We start from the raw sequence: 13,830 nt of genomic DNA, 5'->3' as shown, positions 1-13,830 counted from the left end.
GGCTCGGAAGCCTGGCGCTGGGGGTTGTGGGCCGCACAAGTGTCGCCCCAGGCAGCCTGTCTGTCGAGCACACGGTACGCCCCGCCGTGCCGCCCGCCGGAGGGAGCATCGGGCATCGCCGTGGAGCCGGGTGACAATGGACGCGACAAGACAGGGACGGAGCGCTCGTGCAGTGGACTGTGGTCGTACCCCTGAAAGCCCTGGCGCGGGCCAAGAGCAGGCTCTCGGACACCGCGGCGGACGCACTGCGTCCGGGGCTGGCCCTCGCCTTCGCGCAGGACACGGTGGCGGCGGCGCTCGCCTGTGCGGCGGTGTGTGATGTGGCGGTCGTCACGGGCGACCCGCTCGCCAGGGACGAGCTGGCGGCCCTGGGAGCCCGCGTGGTCCCGGACGAGCCCGCGGGCGGCCTGAACGCCGCGCTCACGCACGCGGCGGCGGTCGTACGACGGACCGGGCCGGGCGCCGCCGTCGCGGCCCTCAACGCCGATCTCCCGGCGCTGCGCCCCATGGAATTGGCACGGGTTCTGGATGCGGCCGCCGAATTCCCGCGCGCTTTTCTGCCCGACGCCGCCGGAATCGGTACGACGCTGCTGGCCGCGGGCCCGGGCCGGGAATTGCTGCCCGCTTTCGGCGCGGATTCGCGTGTGCGGCACCGTGCCTCGGGTGCGGTGGAACTCGCGCTCGACGCGGTGGACTCGGTACGCCAGGACGTGGACACCGGCGACGACCTGCGCGCGGCGCTGACACTGGGCGTGGGCCCGCGTACGGCAGCGGCGGCGGCACGACTGCTCATCCCGGGCCGGCCGCGCGGCTGACGACCCGCTGCAGACCTGGGGACAGGCTTCCGGTCGGCACGGCACACCCCTGCGCGGGCAGGGGCCGAGCAACGCCATGGGGCGATCGATAGGCTTCCGTCATGCAGGCGACCGCGTACACCTACGACCCCGAGACCCGCACCGGTCAGGTGCTGCTCGACGACGGCACTCCGCTCCCCTTCGACGCGCCGGCTTTCGACGCGGGCGGGCTGAGGCTCCTGCGCCCGGGGCAGCGGGTGCGGATCGACGTGGAGGGCGAGGGCGACGCCCGGCACATCACGCTGGTGACCCTGCACACCTTCTGAGCGTGCCCGAACAGACCGCGGGCCGGGCTCCCTCTGGGAGCCCGGCCCGGTGCGTTGGTGCCTGCGCGCCCCGGTTCACCTGCGGGCGGTGGCCTTCTTGGCGGTGGTCTTGCGCGCCGTGGACTTCTTGGCCGGGGCCTTCTTCGCCGGGGCCTTCTTGGCCGCCGCCTTCTTGGCGGTGGTCTTCTTGGCCGCGGTCTTCTTGGCGGCCGCCGTGGTCTTCTTGGCAGCCACCTTCTTCGCCGTCGTCTTCTTGGCGGTGACCTTCTTCGCGGGCGCCGCCTTCTTCGCGGTGACCTTCTTCGCGGGCGCCGCCTTCTTCGTGACCCTCTTGGCCGCGGCCTTCTTGACCGTGGCCGCGGCTCCGCCGGTGAGGCTTCCCTTGGGGGCCTTCTTGACGGCGACCTCGCCGCCGCGCGGCAGCTTCTTCGTGCCGCTCACCAGGTCCTTGAAGCCCTGGCCCGCGCGGAAGCGCGGCACAGAGGTCTTCTTGACCCGGACCCGCTCGCCCGTCTGGGGGTTGCGGGCGTAACGGGCCGGACGCTCCACCTTCTCGAACGAACCGAAGCCGGTCACCGAGACCCGGTCGCCTCCGACGACCGCGCGGACGATGGCGTCCAGGACCGCGTCGACAGCATCGGCGGCCTGCTGGCGGCCACCCATCTTGTCGGCAATCGCTTCTACGAGCTGCGCCTTGTTCACGTCTTCCCCTTCGGAGACATCGCCAGAACGAAAGTGTTCAAGCTTTTTCGCACGTTAGGCAGATATATACCGCAAATCAAACACGAAACGGGCTTATCACCCTTGTGCCGCAACAGACTCGGCCGCCTCAGAGTTCCCCTTCGGGGATTCGCTCCTCGTCGAGGTCGGTCATGAACCGCTTGAGACGCCTGGTTGCTTCGGCGGGATCGTGCTTGGCCGCGGCCGTAATGACCAGCAGCTTCCGGGTCAGCGCCATCCGTACGCCCTCCGGGACTTGCAGTGCGCGCACCCTTGCGTGCGCTTCCTTCAGTTGGGCCGCGACCGCCGTATAGAGCTCGAGTTGGCCGTCGTTGTCCATGCACAGATTGTGCCATCTGGGGCGAGTTGTCGCCCCCGCTGGGGGCAACTGCCGCCTCTCCGAGGCCTTCCGCGCACCTGGGCGCATCGCGCCACCGAAACGCGCCTACCCCGGCAATGACCTTTGCAGCTACGGAAGTTGACGGCTCCCGAGGCGGCGCGCAGGACCCTTTCGGGGCCGGATACAGCTGTACCCCCAACCGTCCACGATTGGGGGTACAGAGGGGTGTTGCGGTGGCCGAAACCAGCCCTTGCAGGGGGCCGGGGGTCAGACCTGGAGCGTCCGCGGCTTGTACGCGGGGCGCTCCGCCTCGTACGCGGCGATGTCGGCCTCGTTCTGGAGGGTGATGGAGATGTCGTCCAGGCCGTTCAGCAGCCGCCAGCGGGAGTTCTCGTCCAGCTCGAAGGCGGCGGTGATGCCCTCGGCGCGCACCTCACGCGCCTCAAGGTCCACAGTGACCTCAGCCGTCGGGTCCTTCTCGGTGAGCTCCCACAGCGCGTCCACGATCTTCTGCTCCAGGACGACCGTGAGCAGGCCGTTCTTGAGCGAGTTACCTCGGAAGATGTCGGCGAAGCGGGAGGAGATGACCGCCTTGAAGCCGTAGTTCTGCAGCGCCCAGACAGCGTGCTCACGGGAGGAGCCGGTGCCGAAGTCGGGGCCGGCGACCAGCACCGTGGCACCCTGCCGCTCCGGGCGGTTGAGCACGAACTCGGGGTCCTTGCGCCAGGCCTCGAACAGCCCGTCCTCGAATCCGTCCCGCGTGACCTTCTTGAGCCAGTGGGCGGGGATGATCTGGTCGGTGTCGACGTTGCTGCGGCGCAGCGGGACGGCCCGGCCGGTGTGGGTGGTGAATGCTTCCATGGCTCTCAGACTCCAGCGGGCGCGGGGGCGTCGGACAGGTCGGCCGGGGAGGCCAGGCGGCCGGTGACCGCGGTTGCGGCGGCGACCTGCGGCGAGACCAGATGCGTACGGCCGCCCTTGCCCTGCCTGCCCTCGAAGTTGCGGTTGGAGGTGGACGCGGAGCGCTCACCCGGGGCCAGCTGATCGGGGTTCATGCCGAGACACATCGAGCAGCCCGCGTGCCGCCATTCGGCGCCGGCCTCCTTGAAGACCACGTCCAGGCCCTCGGAAACGGCCTGCAGGCCCACGCGCGCGGAGCCCGGGACGACCAGCATCCGTACGCCGTCGGCGACTTTGCGGTCCTTCAGGATCGCGGCGGCGGCGCGCAGGTCCTCGATGCGCCCATTGGTGCAGGAACCTACGAAGACCGTGTCCACCTTGATGGAGCGCAGCGACTGCCCCGCCTCCAACCCCATGTATTCCAGGGCCTTTTCGGCGGCCAGACGCTCCGAAGCGTCCTCGTACGAAGCAGGGTCGGGGACGGACGCCGAAAGCGGCGCTCCCTGGCCGGGGTTGGTGCCCCAGGTGACGAACGGCGAGAGGGAAGCGGCGTCGATGTGGACCTCGGCGTCGAATTCCGCGTCGTCGTCGGTGCGCAGGGTCTTCCAGTACTCGACCGCGGCGTCCCAGTCGGCACCCTCGGGGGCGTGCGGACGGCCCTTGAGGTACGCGAAGGTGGTCTCGTCGGGGGCGATCATGCCCGCGCGGGCGCCGGCCTCGATCGACATGTTGCAGATGGTCATCCGGGCCTCCATCGAGAGCTTCTCGATGGCCGGGCCGCGGTATTCCAGGATGTAGCCCTGGCCGCCGCCGGTGCCGATCTTCGCGATGATCGCCAGGATCAGGTCCTTGGCGGTGACACCCTCGGGCAGCTCGCCGTCGACCGTGATGGCCATGGTCTTCGGGCGGGCCAGCGGCAGCGTCTGGGTGGCCAGCACATGCTCGACCTGGGAGGTGCCGATACCGAACGCCAGCGCACCGAAGGCGCCGTGCGTGGAGGTGTGGGAGTCGCCGCAGACGACGGTCGTGCCGGGCTGGGTCAGGCCCAGCTGCGGGCCGACAACGTGCACGACGCCCTGCTCGACGTCGCCGAGCGGGTGCAGGCGGACACCGAACTCGGCGCAGTTCTTGCGCAGCGTCTCCAGCTGGGCCCGGGAGACCGGGTCGGCGATGGGCTTGTCGATGTCGAGGGTGGGGGTGTTGTGGTCCTCGGTCGCGATGGTGAGGTCGAGCCGTCGCACCTGCCGGCCGCTCTTGCGCAGCCCGTCGAAGGCCTGCGGGCTGGTCACCTCGTGCAGCAGGTGCAGATCGATGTAGAGGAGGTCGGGCTCGCCCTCGGCGCGCCGGACGACGTGGTCGTCCCAGACCTTCTCCGCGAGTGTCCTACCCATCGCTTTCCCTCCGGCCGGCAAAGAGTGCACCGACTCAACTAGAGATCTTGGGGTGGCGGCGCCCGTGCCCCTGGTTTCCGGGCGTGTGCCGCCGGGCCCGTTGGTCCGCGGGCCGTCGTGCCATCCAGGGTGGCGCGTTCCACGGAAAATTGAACTTGCGTTTCACAGAGTGAGACGCGAGTATCGTTGCATGGACAACAGTAGCGGCGTCGGCGTTCTGGACAAGGCGGCCCTCGTCCTGAGCGCTCTGGAGTCCGGTCCGGCCACCCTCGCGGGTCTGGTCGGGGCCACCGGACTGGCACGACCCACGGCTCACCGCCTGGCCGTGGCCTTGGAACACCACCGCATGGTGGCGCGAGACATGCAGGGCCGTTTCATTCTCGGCCCCCGGCTGGCCGAGCTGGCCGCGGCGGCGGGCGAGGACCGCCTGCTGGCGACGGCGGGGCCGGTGCTGACCCACCTACGGGACGTCACGGGCGAGAGCGCGCAGCTCTACCGCCGCCAGGGGGACATGCGTATCTGCGTGGCCGCCGCGGAGCGCCTGTCGGGCCTTCGGGACACGGTCCCGGTCGGCTCCACGCTCACGATGAAGGCCGGCTCGTCCGCGCAGATCCTGCTGGCCTGGGAGGAGCCCGAGCGGCTGCACCGCGGTCTGCAGGGCGCCCGCTTCACGGCGACGGCCCTGTCGGGTGTGCGGCGCCGCGGCTGGGCCCAGTCCATCGGGGAGCGCGAGCCGGGCGTCGCATCCGTGTCCGCGCCCGTGCGTGGCCCCTCCAACCGCGTGGTGGCCGCGGTGTCCGTCTCCGGCCCCATCGAGCGCCTGACGCGCCACCCGGGCCGTATGCACGCCCAGGCGGTCATCGACGCCGCCGCCCGGCTCTCCGAGGCCCTGCGCCGCTCCGGCTGACGCCACCGGGAACGGGGCCGGCCTCAACGCCGCGGCAGGCCCCTCCCCCGGTTGTGCAGCGCGCCCCACAAGGGGCGCGCAGCCGTATCGGCATACGACGTGCCGCGCGGGCGCGGTCAACCACAGACGACCCGCGCCCGCCACACCGCTCAGGCCTTCACGCCCCTCCCCGACCGATGAGCGAACCGGTCCTTCGCAAACCGCCCCCGCCGCTCCACCGGCACCTGTCCATGCGCCGCGGCGAGGCCGAACGCCGGCATGTCCGCGTAGATCGACTCGTACGACCCCTCGGGCGAGACGTACGTCTCGTGCCACAGTCCGACGTGCTGTCGCACCTTCCCCGCCTTCTCCTTGCGGTTGATGATCGCCCACGCCCGGTGGTGGAACATGTCGGGCGACGTCGCGTACGCGTACAGCTTCTCCCTGGACTCCCAGTACTGGACGACGTAGTACGTCCGCGGGGAGGCCGTCAGCAGAACATGACCGAGCAGCCCGCGGCCGGGGTCCTTCCTCAGCTCGCGCAGCATGCGCGGCATCGCCAGGAACACCGGCAGCCAGTGATGGACGGCCCAGAAGTGGTTGATCCGCATGCCGATCAGCAGGACGACCACCTCTCCTTCGGCCGCCGCGGTGGTACGGCCTGCGGCCACGGGCTTCCCGATCATGGCATCCCCTCGCCATCGCATTGGTTAGCTGCACTATCCGATCATGCCGTGCTTGGATAGTGGCGCCACCCGAGGGAAGGCGCAAGACATGCGGCTGGCGGAGTTGAGCGAACGCAGCGGTGTGCCCACCGCGACGATCAAGTACTACCTGCGCGAAGGGCTGTTGGCGCCGGGTCGCCAGGTCAACGCGACGACGGCCGAGTACGACGAGAGCCATCTGCGCCGGCTGCGGCTGGTGAGGGCGCTGATCCAGGTGGGCCGGGTGCCGGTGGCGACCGCCAAGGAGGTCCTCGGGCACGTCGACGACGAGTCGCTGGGGCGGACGATCCGGCTGGGCGCGGCCCTGTGGGCGCTGCCGCAGGGGCCCGAGCCGGACGAGGAGGATCCGGCGGTGGTGGCGGCCCGCCACGAGGTGGACCGGCTGCTGGAACGCCTCGGCTGGAAGACCGCCCGCGAACTCGCCCCCCTCTCCCCCGTGCACCGTTCGCTGGTGGTGTCGGTGGCCACACTGATCCGGCTCGGTTATCCCTGGGACGCCGAACTCATGGCGCCGTACGCGGAGTTGATGCACCAGGTGGCACAACGCGACCTCGACTTCATGGAGACGCACGCCTCGGAGGAGGAGAAGGTCGAGACGGCGGTCGCGGCGGCCGTGCTCTTCCAGCCGGTGCTGCGCGCACTGCACCGGCTGGCCCAGGAGGAGGAGTCGGCGCGGCGGTACGGCATCGAGTGAGCCGGGAACGGCGAAGGCCCTCCAGCGAACTGGAGGGCCTTCGTACCGTGTACCCCCGACCGGATTCGAACCGGCGCTACCGCCTTGAGAGGGCGGCGTGCTAGGCCGCTACACAACGGGGGCGGGATCCTGCGTTTCCGCAGGTCCGAGCTGGTCTACCTGGACTCGAACCAAGACTAACTGAACCAGAATCAGTCGTGCTGCCAATTACACCATAGACCAATGTGGTTTAGACCAGTCAGTACCCCCGACCGGATTCGAACCGGCGCTACCGCCTTGAGAGGGCGGCGTGCTAGGCCGCTACACAACGGGGGCCCTAGCGATCCTGCATCGACAACAGCGGGAGCTACCCTGACTGTCCTCGCGGGAAGGATCTGTACCCCCGACCGGATTCGAACCGGCGCTACTGCCTTGAGAGGGCAGCGTGCTAGGCCGCTACACAACGGGGGCTTGCGGAACTTATCCGCAGTTGCAGATGAGCTCTGCGAGCTGGCCTACCTGGACTCGAACCAAGACTAACTGAACCAGAATCAGTCGTGCTGCCAATTACACCATAGGCCACTGGAACGCAAGCCCCTGAGGGGATCTTGTTCTAGCTTGCGCCTCCGGTTCCGGCCTTTCGGCCCGCTCCCCGGCGGCGCAGGAAGAACATTACCTGAAGGTGGACGGCGCTCCAAAACGGGTATCCGCCTGGAGTATCGCGGGGAGTTCGGCGAGGGAGGAGATCCGGTACAGGCCGACCCCTGCGTCGCCGCTGGTGAGTGCGGCATCCCGGCAGATCCAGACCGGCATCAGACCCGCTTCCGCGGCCCCTCGCCCGTCGACCTCCGGGTGGTCACCGACGTACGCCACATGGCGGGGGTCGAGCCCCAGGGCGTCGCAGGCAGCCCGGAAGGCCCGGGCGTCCGGCTTCGAGAAGCCCAGTTCGGCGGCGCACAGAACGCTCTCGAAGCGGTCACGGACGCCGAGGGCGCGGAGCTTGTACTCCTGGACGTGGATGCTGGAGTTGGACAGCACGGCGTGTCGGTGGCTGGCGGCAAGAGTGTCCAGGGCGGGCAGGACGTCCGGGAAGAGAGCCCAGGCGGCCTCGTAGTGGTCCCGGTAGCGCCGGAACCAGGCGTCGGCCTCCTCGTCGGTCAGCTCCTCGCCCAGGAAGACCCGTACGCGGTCGCGGCGCTGCCCCTCGAAGGAGGTCCCTCCGGTCGCGTACCTCGCCCACTGCGCATCGGTGATCTCCCGCCATCGCACGAGGGCCTGCTCCACGGTCTCGTACCCGTCCAGCAGGCCTTCGGCGGCCAGATGCGCCCGCATACCGGCGCGGTCGGCGGTGGTGTAGTCGAAAAGGGTGTCGTCCACGTCCCACACGACAGCTGTGATCGCCATGACGCCGACGGTACTGCCCGAAAGCAAACGGTACTGCCCGAAAGCAAAAGGGGGCGGCACACCCGGTCGGGTGTGCCGCCCCCGCATATGGACCAACGCCGATCAAGCAGCGGCTACGCCGCCAGCCTCGCCAGCGCCGCGTCGATGCGGGCGATCGTCTTCTCCTTGCCCAGCACCTGAAGGGACTCGAAGAGCGGCAGGCCGACCGTGCGGCCGGTGACCGCGACGCGGACCGGGGCCTGGGCCTTGCCGAGCTTGAGGCCGTGCTCCTCGCCGGCCGCGAGGACGGCGTTCTTCAGCGACTCCGCGCTGGTCCAGTCGGCCTGGAAGAGCTTGGCGCGAGCCGTGCTCAGCAGCTCGGCCGCCCCCTCCTTCATGGCCTTGGCCCAGGACGCCTCGTCGTGAACAGGCTCGGACAGGAACAGGAAGTCCACGTTCTCCGTGATCTCGGAGAGGACCTTCAGACGGGTCTGCGCGTCCGGGGCGATCGCCTGCCACTTCGCCTCGTCGAAGTCCTCGGGCGCCCAGGGCGCGAACGGGGCCTTCAGCCACGGCGCGCAGCGCTCGGTGAACTCCTTCACATCGAGCAGCCGGATGTGGTCGGCGTTGATCGACTCGGCCTTCTTCAGATCGAAGCGGGCCGGGTTGGGATTCACATCCGCGATGTCGAAGGCGGCGACCATCTCCTCGATCGTGAAGATGTCGCGGTCGGGCGCGAGCGACCAGCCCAGCAGGGAGAGGTAGTTGAGCAGGCCCTCCGGCAGGAAGCCGCGCTCTCGGTAGAGGTTCAGCGACGACTGAGGGTCACGCTTCGACAGCTTCTTGTTGCCCTCGCCCATCACGTAGGGCAGATGGCCGAACTCGGGCACGGCCTTGGCGATGCCCAGCTCGATCAGCGCCTTGTAGAGGGCGATCTGGCGGGGGGTCGAGGAGAGCAGGTCCTCGCCGCGCAGGACGTGGGTGATCTCCATCAGGGCGTCGTCGACCGGGTTCACCAGCGTGTACAGCGGTGCGCCGTTGGCGCGGACGATGCCGTAGTCCGGAACGTTCTCCGGCGTGAAGGTCAGCTCACCGCGGACCAGGTCGGTGAAGGTGATCGTCTCGTCGGGCATACGGAAGCGGACGATGGGCGTGCGGCCCTCGGCGTCGTACGCCGCCACCTGCTCGGCGGTCAGATCACGGCAGTGGCCGTCGTACCCGGACGGCTTCCCGGCGGCGCGGGCGGCGTCGCGGCGGGTGTCCAGCTCCTCCGTCGTGCAGTAGCAGTGGTACGCGTACCCGCCGTCCAGGAGCTTCTTGGCGACGTCCTTGTAGATGTCCATCCGCTGCGACTGGCGGTACGGCTCGTGCGGGCCACCGGCCTCGGGGCCCTCGTCCCAGTCGAAGCCCAGCCAGCGCAGCGAGTCCAGAAGCTGGACGTACGACTCCTCCGAGTCGCGGGCCGCGTCCGTGTCCTCGATACGGAAGACGAACGTGCCGCCGGTGTGACGGGCGAACGCCCAGTTGAACAGGGCGGTGCGGACCAGGCCCACGTGGGGGTTGCCGGTCGGGGACGGACAGAAACGTACGCGGACGTTCGCGTTAGCCACGCTTGATCACCTTGTTGGTGAGAGTGCCGATGCCTTCGATGGTGACGGCGACCTCGTCGCCGACGTTGAGGGGGCCGACCCCCGCGGGGGTGCCCGTGAGGATCACGTCGCCGGGGAGCAGCGTCATGGCCTCGGAGATGTTCACGATCAGATCCTCGATCGGGTGGATCATCTCGCTCGTACGGCCGAGCTGGCGTTGCTGCCCGTTGACCGTGAGCTGGATGGTGAGGTCGCTCGGGTCGAGGTCGGTCTCCACCCAGGGGCCGAGCGGGCAGGAGGTGTCGAAGCCCTTGGCCCGGGCCCACTGCTTCTCGCGGCGCTGGACGTCGCGTGCGGTCACGTCGTTTGCGCAGGTGTAGCCCAGGATCACGTCCTTGACACGCTCGCGCGGGACCTCTCGGCACATACGGCCGATCACCACGGCCAGCTCGGCCTCGTGGTGCAGCTCCTGGGAGAAGGAGGGGTACGCGATCTCGTCGCCGGGGCCGATCACCGAGGTGGACGGCTTGAAGAAGGCGAACGGGGCCTCCGGCACCTCGTTGCCCAGCTCCCGGGCGTGCTCCGCGTAGTTGCGGCCGAAGGCCACGACCTTGTTGGGGAGCACCGGCGGCAGCAGCCTGACCCTCGCTTTTGAATCAGAAGGGGCCAGCGGCACCTTCGTGCCGGAGAGCTCGAAGTCCGCGAAGGGGATGCCCTTGATGATGTCGAGGACGAGCTCGTCCGGCTTGTCACCCTCGACCGCGCCGAAGGCGACGTTCCCGTCGATGGAGAATCTGGCGATGCGCACGGGATCCTTGCGCCCCTCACTGAGCTGGCTGGAGTCTGACGCTCCAGGCTAACGCGGCAGGGGGCCGGCGCTTCGCGTATTACGGCGGGCGCCCCGCGCGTTGAGCAGGGCGCCACCGTGGCTTACGCGATCAAGCACGTGATCAAGCACGTGGGCAAGTTCTCGCGGGCACGCTTTGAGCAAGCAGCGCCCGATGCGCGTATTACAGCGCGGCGGAGGCCTGGACCGGGACCTCCATGAGAACGGTGCGCTTGGGATTGGCGGTCTGGGTGGGAAGGTCGACGGAGGGTTCCGGCGTCGCCGGTGCCTGCAGCTCGGCGGCGTCGGCGAGGTGCGCCAGCGTCGTCCGCCGCGGGTTGGCTATGGTGCGGAACATCATCGTGGTCTTCACTGGTGTCGTTGACCTTGTCGTTGCAGGCGCCCGGCGGGCCTCAAGGGCCGTCGCCGGGGCGCGGGTTGTCGGATTCGCCATCCCTGTAAAGCGTCAGGCTAAACATGCAATTCCCGCGCGAAGCCCCGAAGAGGGCCTTGCCCCCGTGTGAGTTTGCTCACTTACCTAAGGGCAAAAGGGTCAATTCACGCCGTCGACCCACCTCGACAAAACGGACATCTTCCTACTGAAGCCCGCATTCCGCTCCCGATCATGGCGACTGGGACACCCTGCCCGCACCACCAATTCGCAGCCATAAGTCCTTTATGCGTGAGATAACTATCCACGTCTCGTGACGCTGCCCTCACAAGGTGTCACTGTGGTCACAGGCTCGCCCGTTGGCCTTGTTGGAGATCCTGCACTGTGCTGGAATTCCACGGACCGCCGCGGGATCGCACCGGCGCGCAGGGGCGCAAAGCAGCGCCGGGAAGCGGCGGGCAGGGGGAGCCAGCGCCGGTCACTCACGACCACCCGGGGGGCGCATTCAGGGCGCCCCTCACGACGCCGACACCGTCCCGCCGTTTGCGCGGAGGGGCGCCTGGTCCAGAGGTTGCGACGCTAGTGCAGGGACGTTTCAAGAGGGATGGCAGCGCTTCGGCGGAGCCGGAGCCGCACGGCGGGACTGGCCCCATGAAAGGCAGCTCCGCGCCCCAGCACGCCCAGAACCCGGCACCGGCTGCCGGCGGCCCCGAGCGGCCCGGGCGCACCGGTGCGCCCGTACCCGCGGCCGCGGCCCCCACGCCGACCGCGCCGCCCAGGAGCAGCGCCGCTCCGGTGGATCCGGGCTCACGGATAGCCCTGCGCAACTGGCGCATCTCCACACGTCTGGTCTCGCTGCTCGCGCTTCCCGTGGTGGCCGCCACCTCGCTCGGCGCCCTGCGTATCAGCGACAACATGGACCAGATCCAGCAGCTCGACAACATGAAGCTGCTGACGGACATGACCAAGCAGGCGACCCAGCTGGCCGAGGCGCTCCAGGAGGAGCGCGACGAGTCCGCCGGACCGCTCGCCCACGGCGCGTCGGCGACCGACTACACGGTCAAGGGCGTCCGCGACAAGACCAACCGGGCCCGCTCCTCCTTCCTGGAGGGCACCCAGGAGATCGGCGACGCCTCCGACAGCGGCCGGCTCTCCGGCGTCCGCGACAGCGTCGTCGGCATCGCGAGCGAGCTGAACAACCTCAGCTCCATCCGGGCCAGCGCCTACAAGGACCCGAAGAACTCCACACAGACGGTCGAGGCGTACCACCGACTGATCTCCCAGCTGCTCAGCCTGTCCCAGGACATGGCGGAGGCCACGAGCAACCCGGAGATGATCCAGCGCACCCGCGCCCTGGCGGCCTTCTCCACCGCCAAGGAGTACGCGTCCGTGCAGCGCGCGGTCATCGCGGCGGCCCTGCCCGCGACCAACACCGACTTCGGCGATCTCTCCGAGAACGACCGCCAGTACGCCCTGTCGGCCCTGGAGAGCCAGGACTCCGAACTCGACAGCTTCCGCAGCATCTACGGCGACGGCGCCGAGGACCTGACGAAGCCGATCGACCAGGGCAGCCCGACGATCGAGGCCGCCGACACCTACGCCAGCCGCGTCCTCAAGAGCTCGGGCGGCCTGAAGACGCAGGACAAGCGCTCGTACAAGGACTGGGTCGACGACGACTCGGCCAAGATCGAGCAGATGAAGAAGATCGAGGGCACGCTCCTCGAGAACATGGAGCAGAAGGCCCGCGAGCTGAAGAGCGCCTCCCAGCAGGAGGCGATCATCTCTGGTGCGCTGATCCTCCTCGTCCTCGGCGTCTCCCTCGTCGGCGCCTTCGTCGTGGCCCGCTCCATGATCCGCTCGCTGCGCCGTCTGCAGGAGACCGCGACCAAGGTCGCCCAGGACCGTCTGCCCGAGCTGGTCAAGCAGCTGTCCGAGTCCGACCCGCAGGACGTCGACACGTCCGTGGAGTCGGTCGGTGTGCACTCCCGGGACGAGATCGGCCAGGTGGCCGCGGCCTTCGACGACGTGCACCGCGAGGCGGTCCGCCTCGCCGCCGAGCAGGCCCTGCTGCGGGGCAACGTCAACGCGATGTTCACCAACCTCTCGCGTCGCTCCCAGGGTCTTATCCAGCGCCAGCTGTCGCTGATCTCCGAACTGGAGTCCCGCGAGGCCGACCCGGACCAGCTGTCCTCGCTGTTCAAGCTCGACCACCTCGCGACGCGTATGCGCCGTAACGGTGAGAACCTCCTCGTCCTCGCCGGTGAAGAGCCCGGCCGCCGCTGGACCCGCCCGGTCCCGCTGGTCGACGTGCTCCGCGCCGCCGCGTCCGAGGTGGAGCAGTACGAGCGCATCGAGCTGGCCGCTGTCCCGGCCACCGAGGTCGCCGGCCGGGTCGTCAACGACCTCGTGCACCTGCTCGCCGAGCTGCTGGAGAACGCCACCTCGTTCTCCTCGCCACAGACCAAGGTCAAGGTCACCGGTCACGCCCTGCCCGACGGCCGCGTGCTGATCGAGATCCACGACACCGGTATCGGTCTGTCCCCCGAGGACCTCGCGGCGATCAACGAGCGGCTCGCCTCGCCGCCCACCGTGGACGTCTCCGTCTCCCGCCGCATGGGCCTCTTCGTGGTCGGTCGTCTGTCGCAGCGCCACGGCATCCGCATCCAGCTGCGCCCGTCCGACTCCGGTGGTACGACCGCGCTGGTCATGCTCCCGGTCGACGTCGCCCAGGGCGGCAAGAAGCCCGCTCCGGGCAAGCCGGGCCAGGGCGCCCCGCAGTCCGGTGGTCCGGCCGCCGCGCAGGCCGCCGCCGGTGTGGCCGCGGCCCGTCGCCAGGCCCAGCAGAGCGGTTCGTCCTTCGGTACCGGCACGACCGGTGGACCCGGG

The 13,830-nt window shown here is 69.4% G+C and carries 14 protein-coding genes and 5 tRNA genes; 5 read left to right on the top strand and 14 right to left on the bottom strand.

Translation table 11 applies throughout. The annotated features are described in order from the left end of the window. The first annotated feature begins 167 nt into the window (after window positions 1–167). Complete coding sequence (gene cofC / locus ABT186_RS36945) at window positions 168–815, top strand: 2-phospho-L-lactate guanylyltransferase (protein WP_351928838.1); 648 nt, start codon at window positions 168–170, stop codon at window positions 813–815. 101 nt (window positions 816–916) lie between these two features. Further along, entirely contained in the window at window positions 917–1,120 is a 204-nt protein-coding gene (locus ABT186_RS36940) for a hypothetical protein (protein ID WP_351928836.1), read from the top strand. Between the two features lie 75 nt (window positions 1,121–1,195). Here the strand turns inward: ABT186_RS36940 and ABT186_RS36935 are convergent, their stop codons facing one another. From ABT186_RS36935 to leuC, 4 genes are all read right to left on the bottom strand, one after another. After that, on the bottom strand, window positions 1,196–1,822 hold the full coding sequence (locus ABT186_RS36935) for an HU family DNA-binding protein (protein ID WP_351234723.1): 627 nt from the start codon (window positions 1,820–1,822) through the stop codon (window positions 1,196–1,198). 127 nt (window positions 1,823–1,949) lie between these two features. Continuing rightward, the gene (locus ABT186_RS36930; RefSeq protein ID WP_351234721.1) at window positions 1,950–2,180 is read right to left on the bottom strand and encodes an SCO5555 family protein; all 231 of its coding nucleotides are present in this window, start codon (window positions 2,178–2,180) and stop codon (window positions 1,950–1,952) included. 267 nt (window positions 2,181–2,447) lie between these two features. Beyond that, entirely contained in the window at window positions 2,448–3,041 is a 594-nt protein-coding gene (gene leuD / locus ABT186_RS36925) for a 3-isopropylmalate dehydratase small subunit (RefSeq protein ID WP_351234719.1), read from the bottom strand. 5 nt (window positions 3,042–3,046) lie between these two features. Further along, complete coding sequence (gene leuC / locus ABT186_RS36920) at window positions 3,047–4,471, bottom strand: 3-isopropylmalate dehydratase large subunit (protein ID WP_351928834.1); 1,425 nt, start codon at window positions 4,469–4,471, stop codon at window positions 3,047–3,049. 190 nt (window positions 4,472–4,661) lie between these two features. Between leuC and ndgR the strand changes: the two genes are divergently transcribed. Continuing rightward, window positions 4,662–5,378, top strand: coding sequence for an IclR family transcriptional regulator NdgR (gene ndgR, locus ABT186_RS36915; protein WP_023546516.1), 717 nt, complete (start codon window positions 4,662–4,664; stop codon window positions 5,376–5,378). A gap of 149 nt (window positions 5,379–5,527) precedes the next feature. Here the strand turns inward: ndgR and ABT186_RS36910 are convergent, their stop codons facing one another. Then, window positions 5,528–6,043, bottom strand: a complete 516-nt coding sequence (locus ABT186_RS36910) for a DUF4188 domain-containing protein (protein ID WP_351928832.1) — start codon at window positions 6,041–6,043, stop codon at window positions 5,528–5,530. Between the two features lie 88 nt (window positions 6,044–6,131). Here ABT186_RS36910 and ABT186_RS36905 point away from each other — a divergent pair, with 88 nt between their 5' ends. Next, a complete protein-coding gene (locus ABT186_RS36905) occupies window positions 6,132–6,776 on the top strand; it encodes a MerR family transcriptional regulator (protein WP_351234713.1) in 645 nt (214 codons plus the stop codon). A 50-nt stretch (window positions 6,777–6,826) separates the two neighbouring features. Here ABT186_RS36905 and ABT186_RS36900 read toward each other — a convergent pair. From ABT186_RS36900 to ABT186_RS36860, 9 genes are all read right to left on the bottom strand, one after another. Beyond that, window positions 6,827–6,899: transfer RNA gene (locus tag ABT186_RS36900), tRNA-Glu, on the bottom strand. A gap of 27 nt (window positions 6,900–6,926) precedes the next feature. Further along, a tRNA-Gln gene (locus tag ABT186_RS36895) sits at window positions 6,927–6,998 on the bottom strand. A 20-nt stretch (window positions 6,999–7,018) separates the two neighbouring features. Then, window positions 7,019–7,091: transfer RNA gene (locus tag ABT186_RS36890), tRNA-Glu, on the bottom strand. A gap of 62 nt (window positions 7,092–7,153) precedes the next feature. Further along, window positions 7,154–7,226: transfer RNA gene (locus tag ABT186_RS36885), tRNA-Glu, on the bottom strand. A 39-nt stretch (window positions 7,227–7,265) separates the two neighbouring features. Beyond that, window positions 7,266–7,337 (bottom strand) — tRNA-Gln (locus tag ABT186_RS36880). Window positions 7,338–7,427: 90 nt separating this feature from the next. After that, complete coding sequence (locus tag ABT186_RS36875) at window positions 7,428–8,159, bottom strand: HAD family hydrolase (RefSeq protein ID WP_351234711.1); 732 nt, start codon at window positions 8,157–8,159, stop codon at window positions 7,428–7,430. 113 nt (window positions 8,160–8,272) lie between these two features. Continuing rightward, window positions 8,273–9,748, bottom strand: coding sequence for a glutamate--tRNA ligase (gene gltX, locus ABT186_RS36870; protein ID WP_351928830.1), 1,476 nt, complete (start codon window positions 9,746–9,748; stop codon window positions 8,273–8,275). Continuing rightward, window positions 9,741–10,535: a fumarylacetoacetate hydrolase family protein gene (locus ABT186_RS36865; RefSeq protein WP_351237508.1), complete on the bottom strand. Its 795-nt coding sequence runs from the start codon at window positions 10,533–10,535 to the stop codon at window positions 9,741–9,743. Before ABT186_RS36865 ends, gltX begins: the two co-directional genes overlap by 8 nt. A gap of 202 nt (window positions 10,536–10,737) precedes the next feature. Further along, on the bottom strand, window positions 10,738–10,926 hold the full coding sequence (locus tag ABT186_RS36860; RefSeq protein WP_351237510.1) for a hypothetical protein: 189 nt from the start codon (window positions 10,924–10,926) through the stop codon (window positions 10,738–10,740). Between the two features lie 600 nt (window positions 10,927–11,526). Here ABT186_RS36860 and ABT186_RS36855 point away from each other — a divergent pair. After that, on the top strand, window positions 11,527–13,830 hold a 2,304-nt coding region (locus ABT186_RS36855; protein ID WP_351928828.1), incomplete at its 3' end, for a sensor histidine kinase.

It is taken from the genome of Streptomyces sp. NPDC001634, assembly GCF_040298185.1.
Classification (GTDB): domain Bacteria; phylum Actinomycetota; class Actinomycetes; order Streptomycetales; family Streptomycetaceae; genus Streptomyces.
Note: the sequence above shows the minus strand (reverse complement) of the source record. Positions and strands in the feature narration are given on the sequence as shown.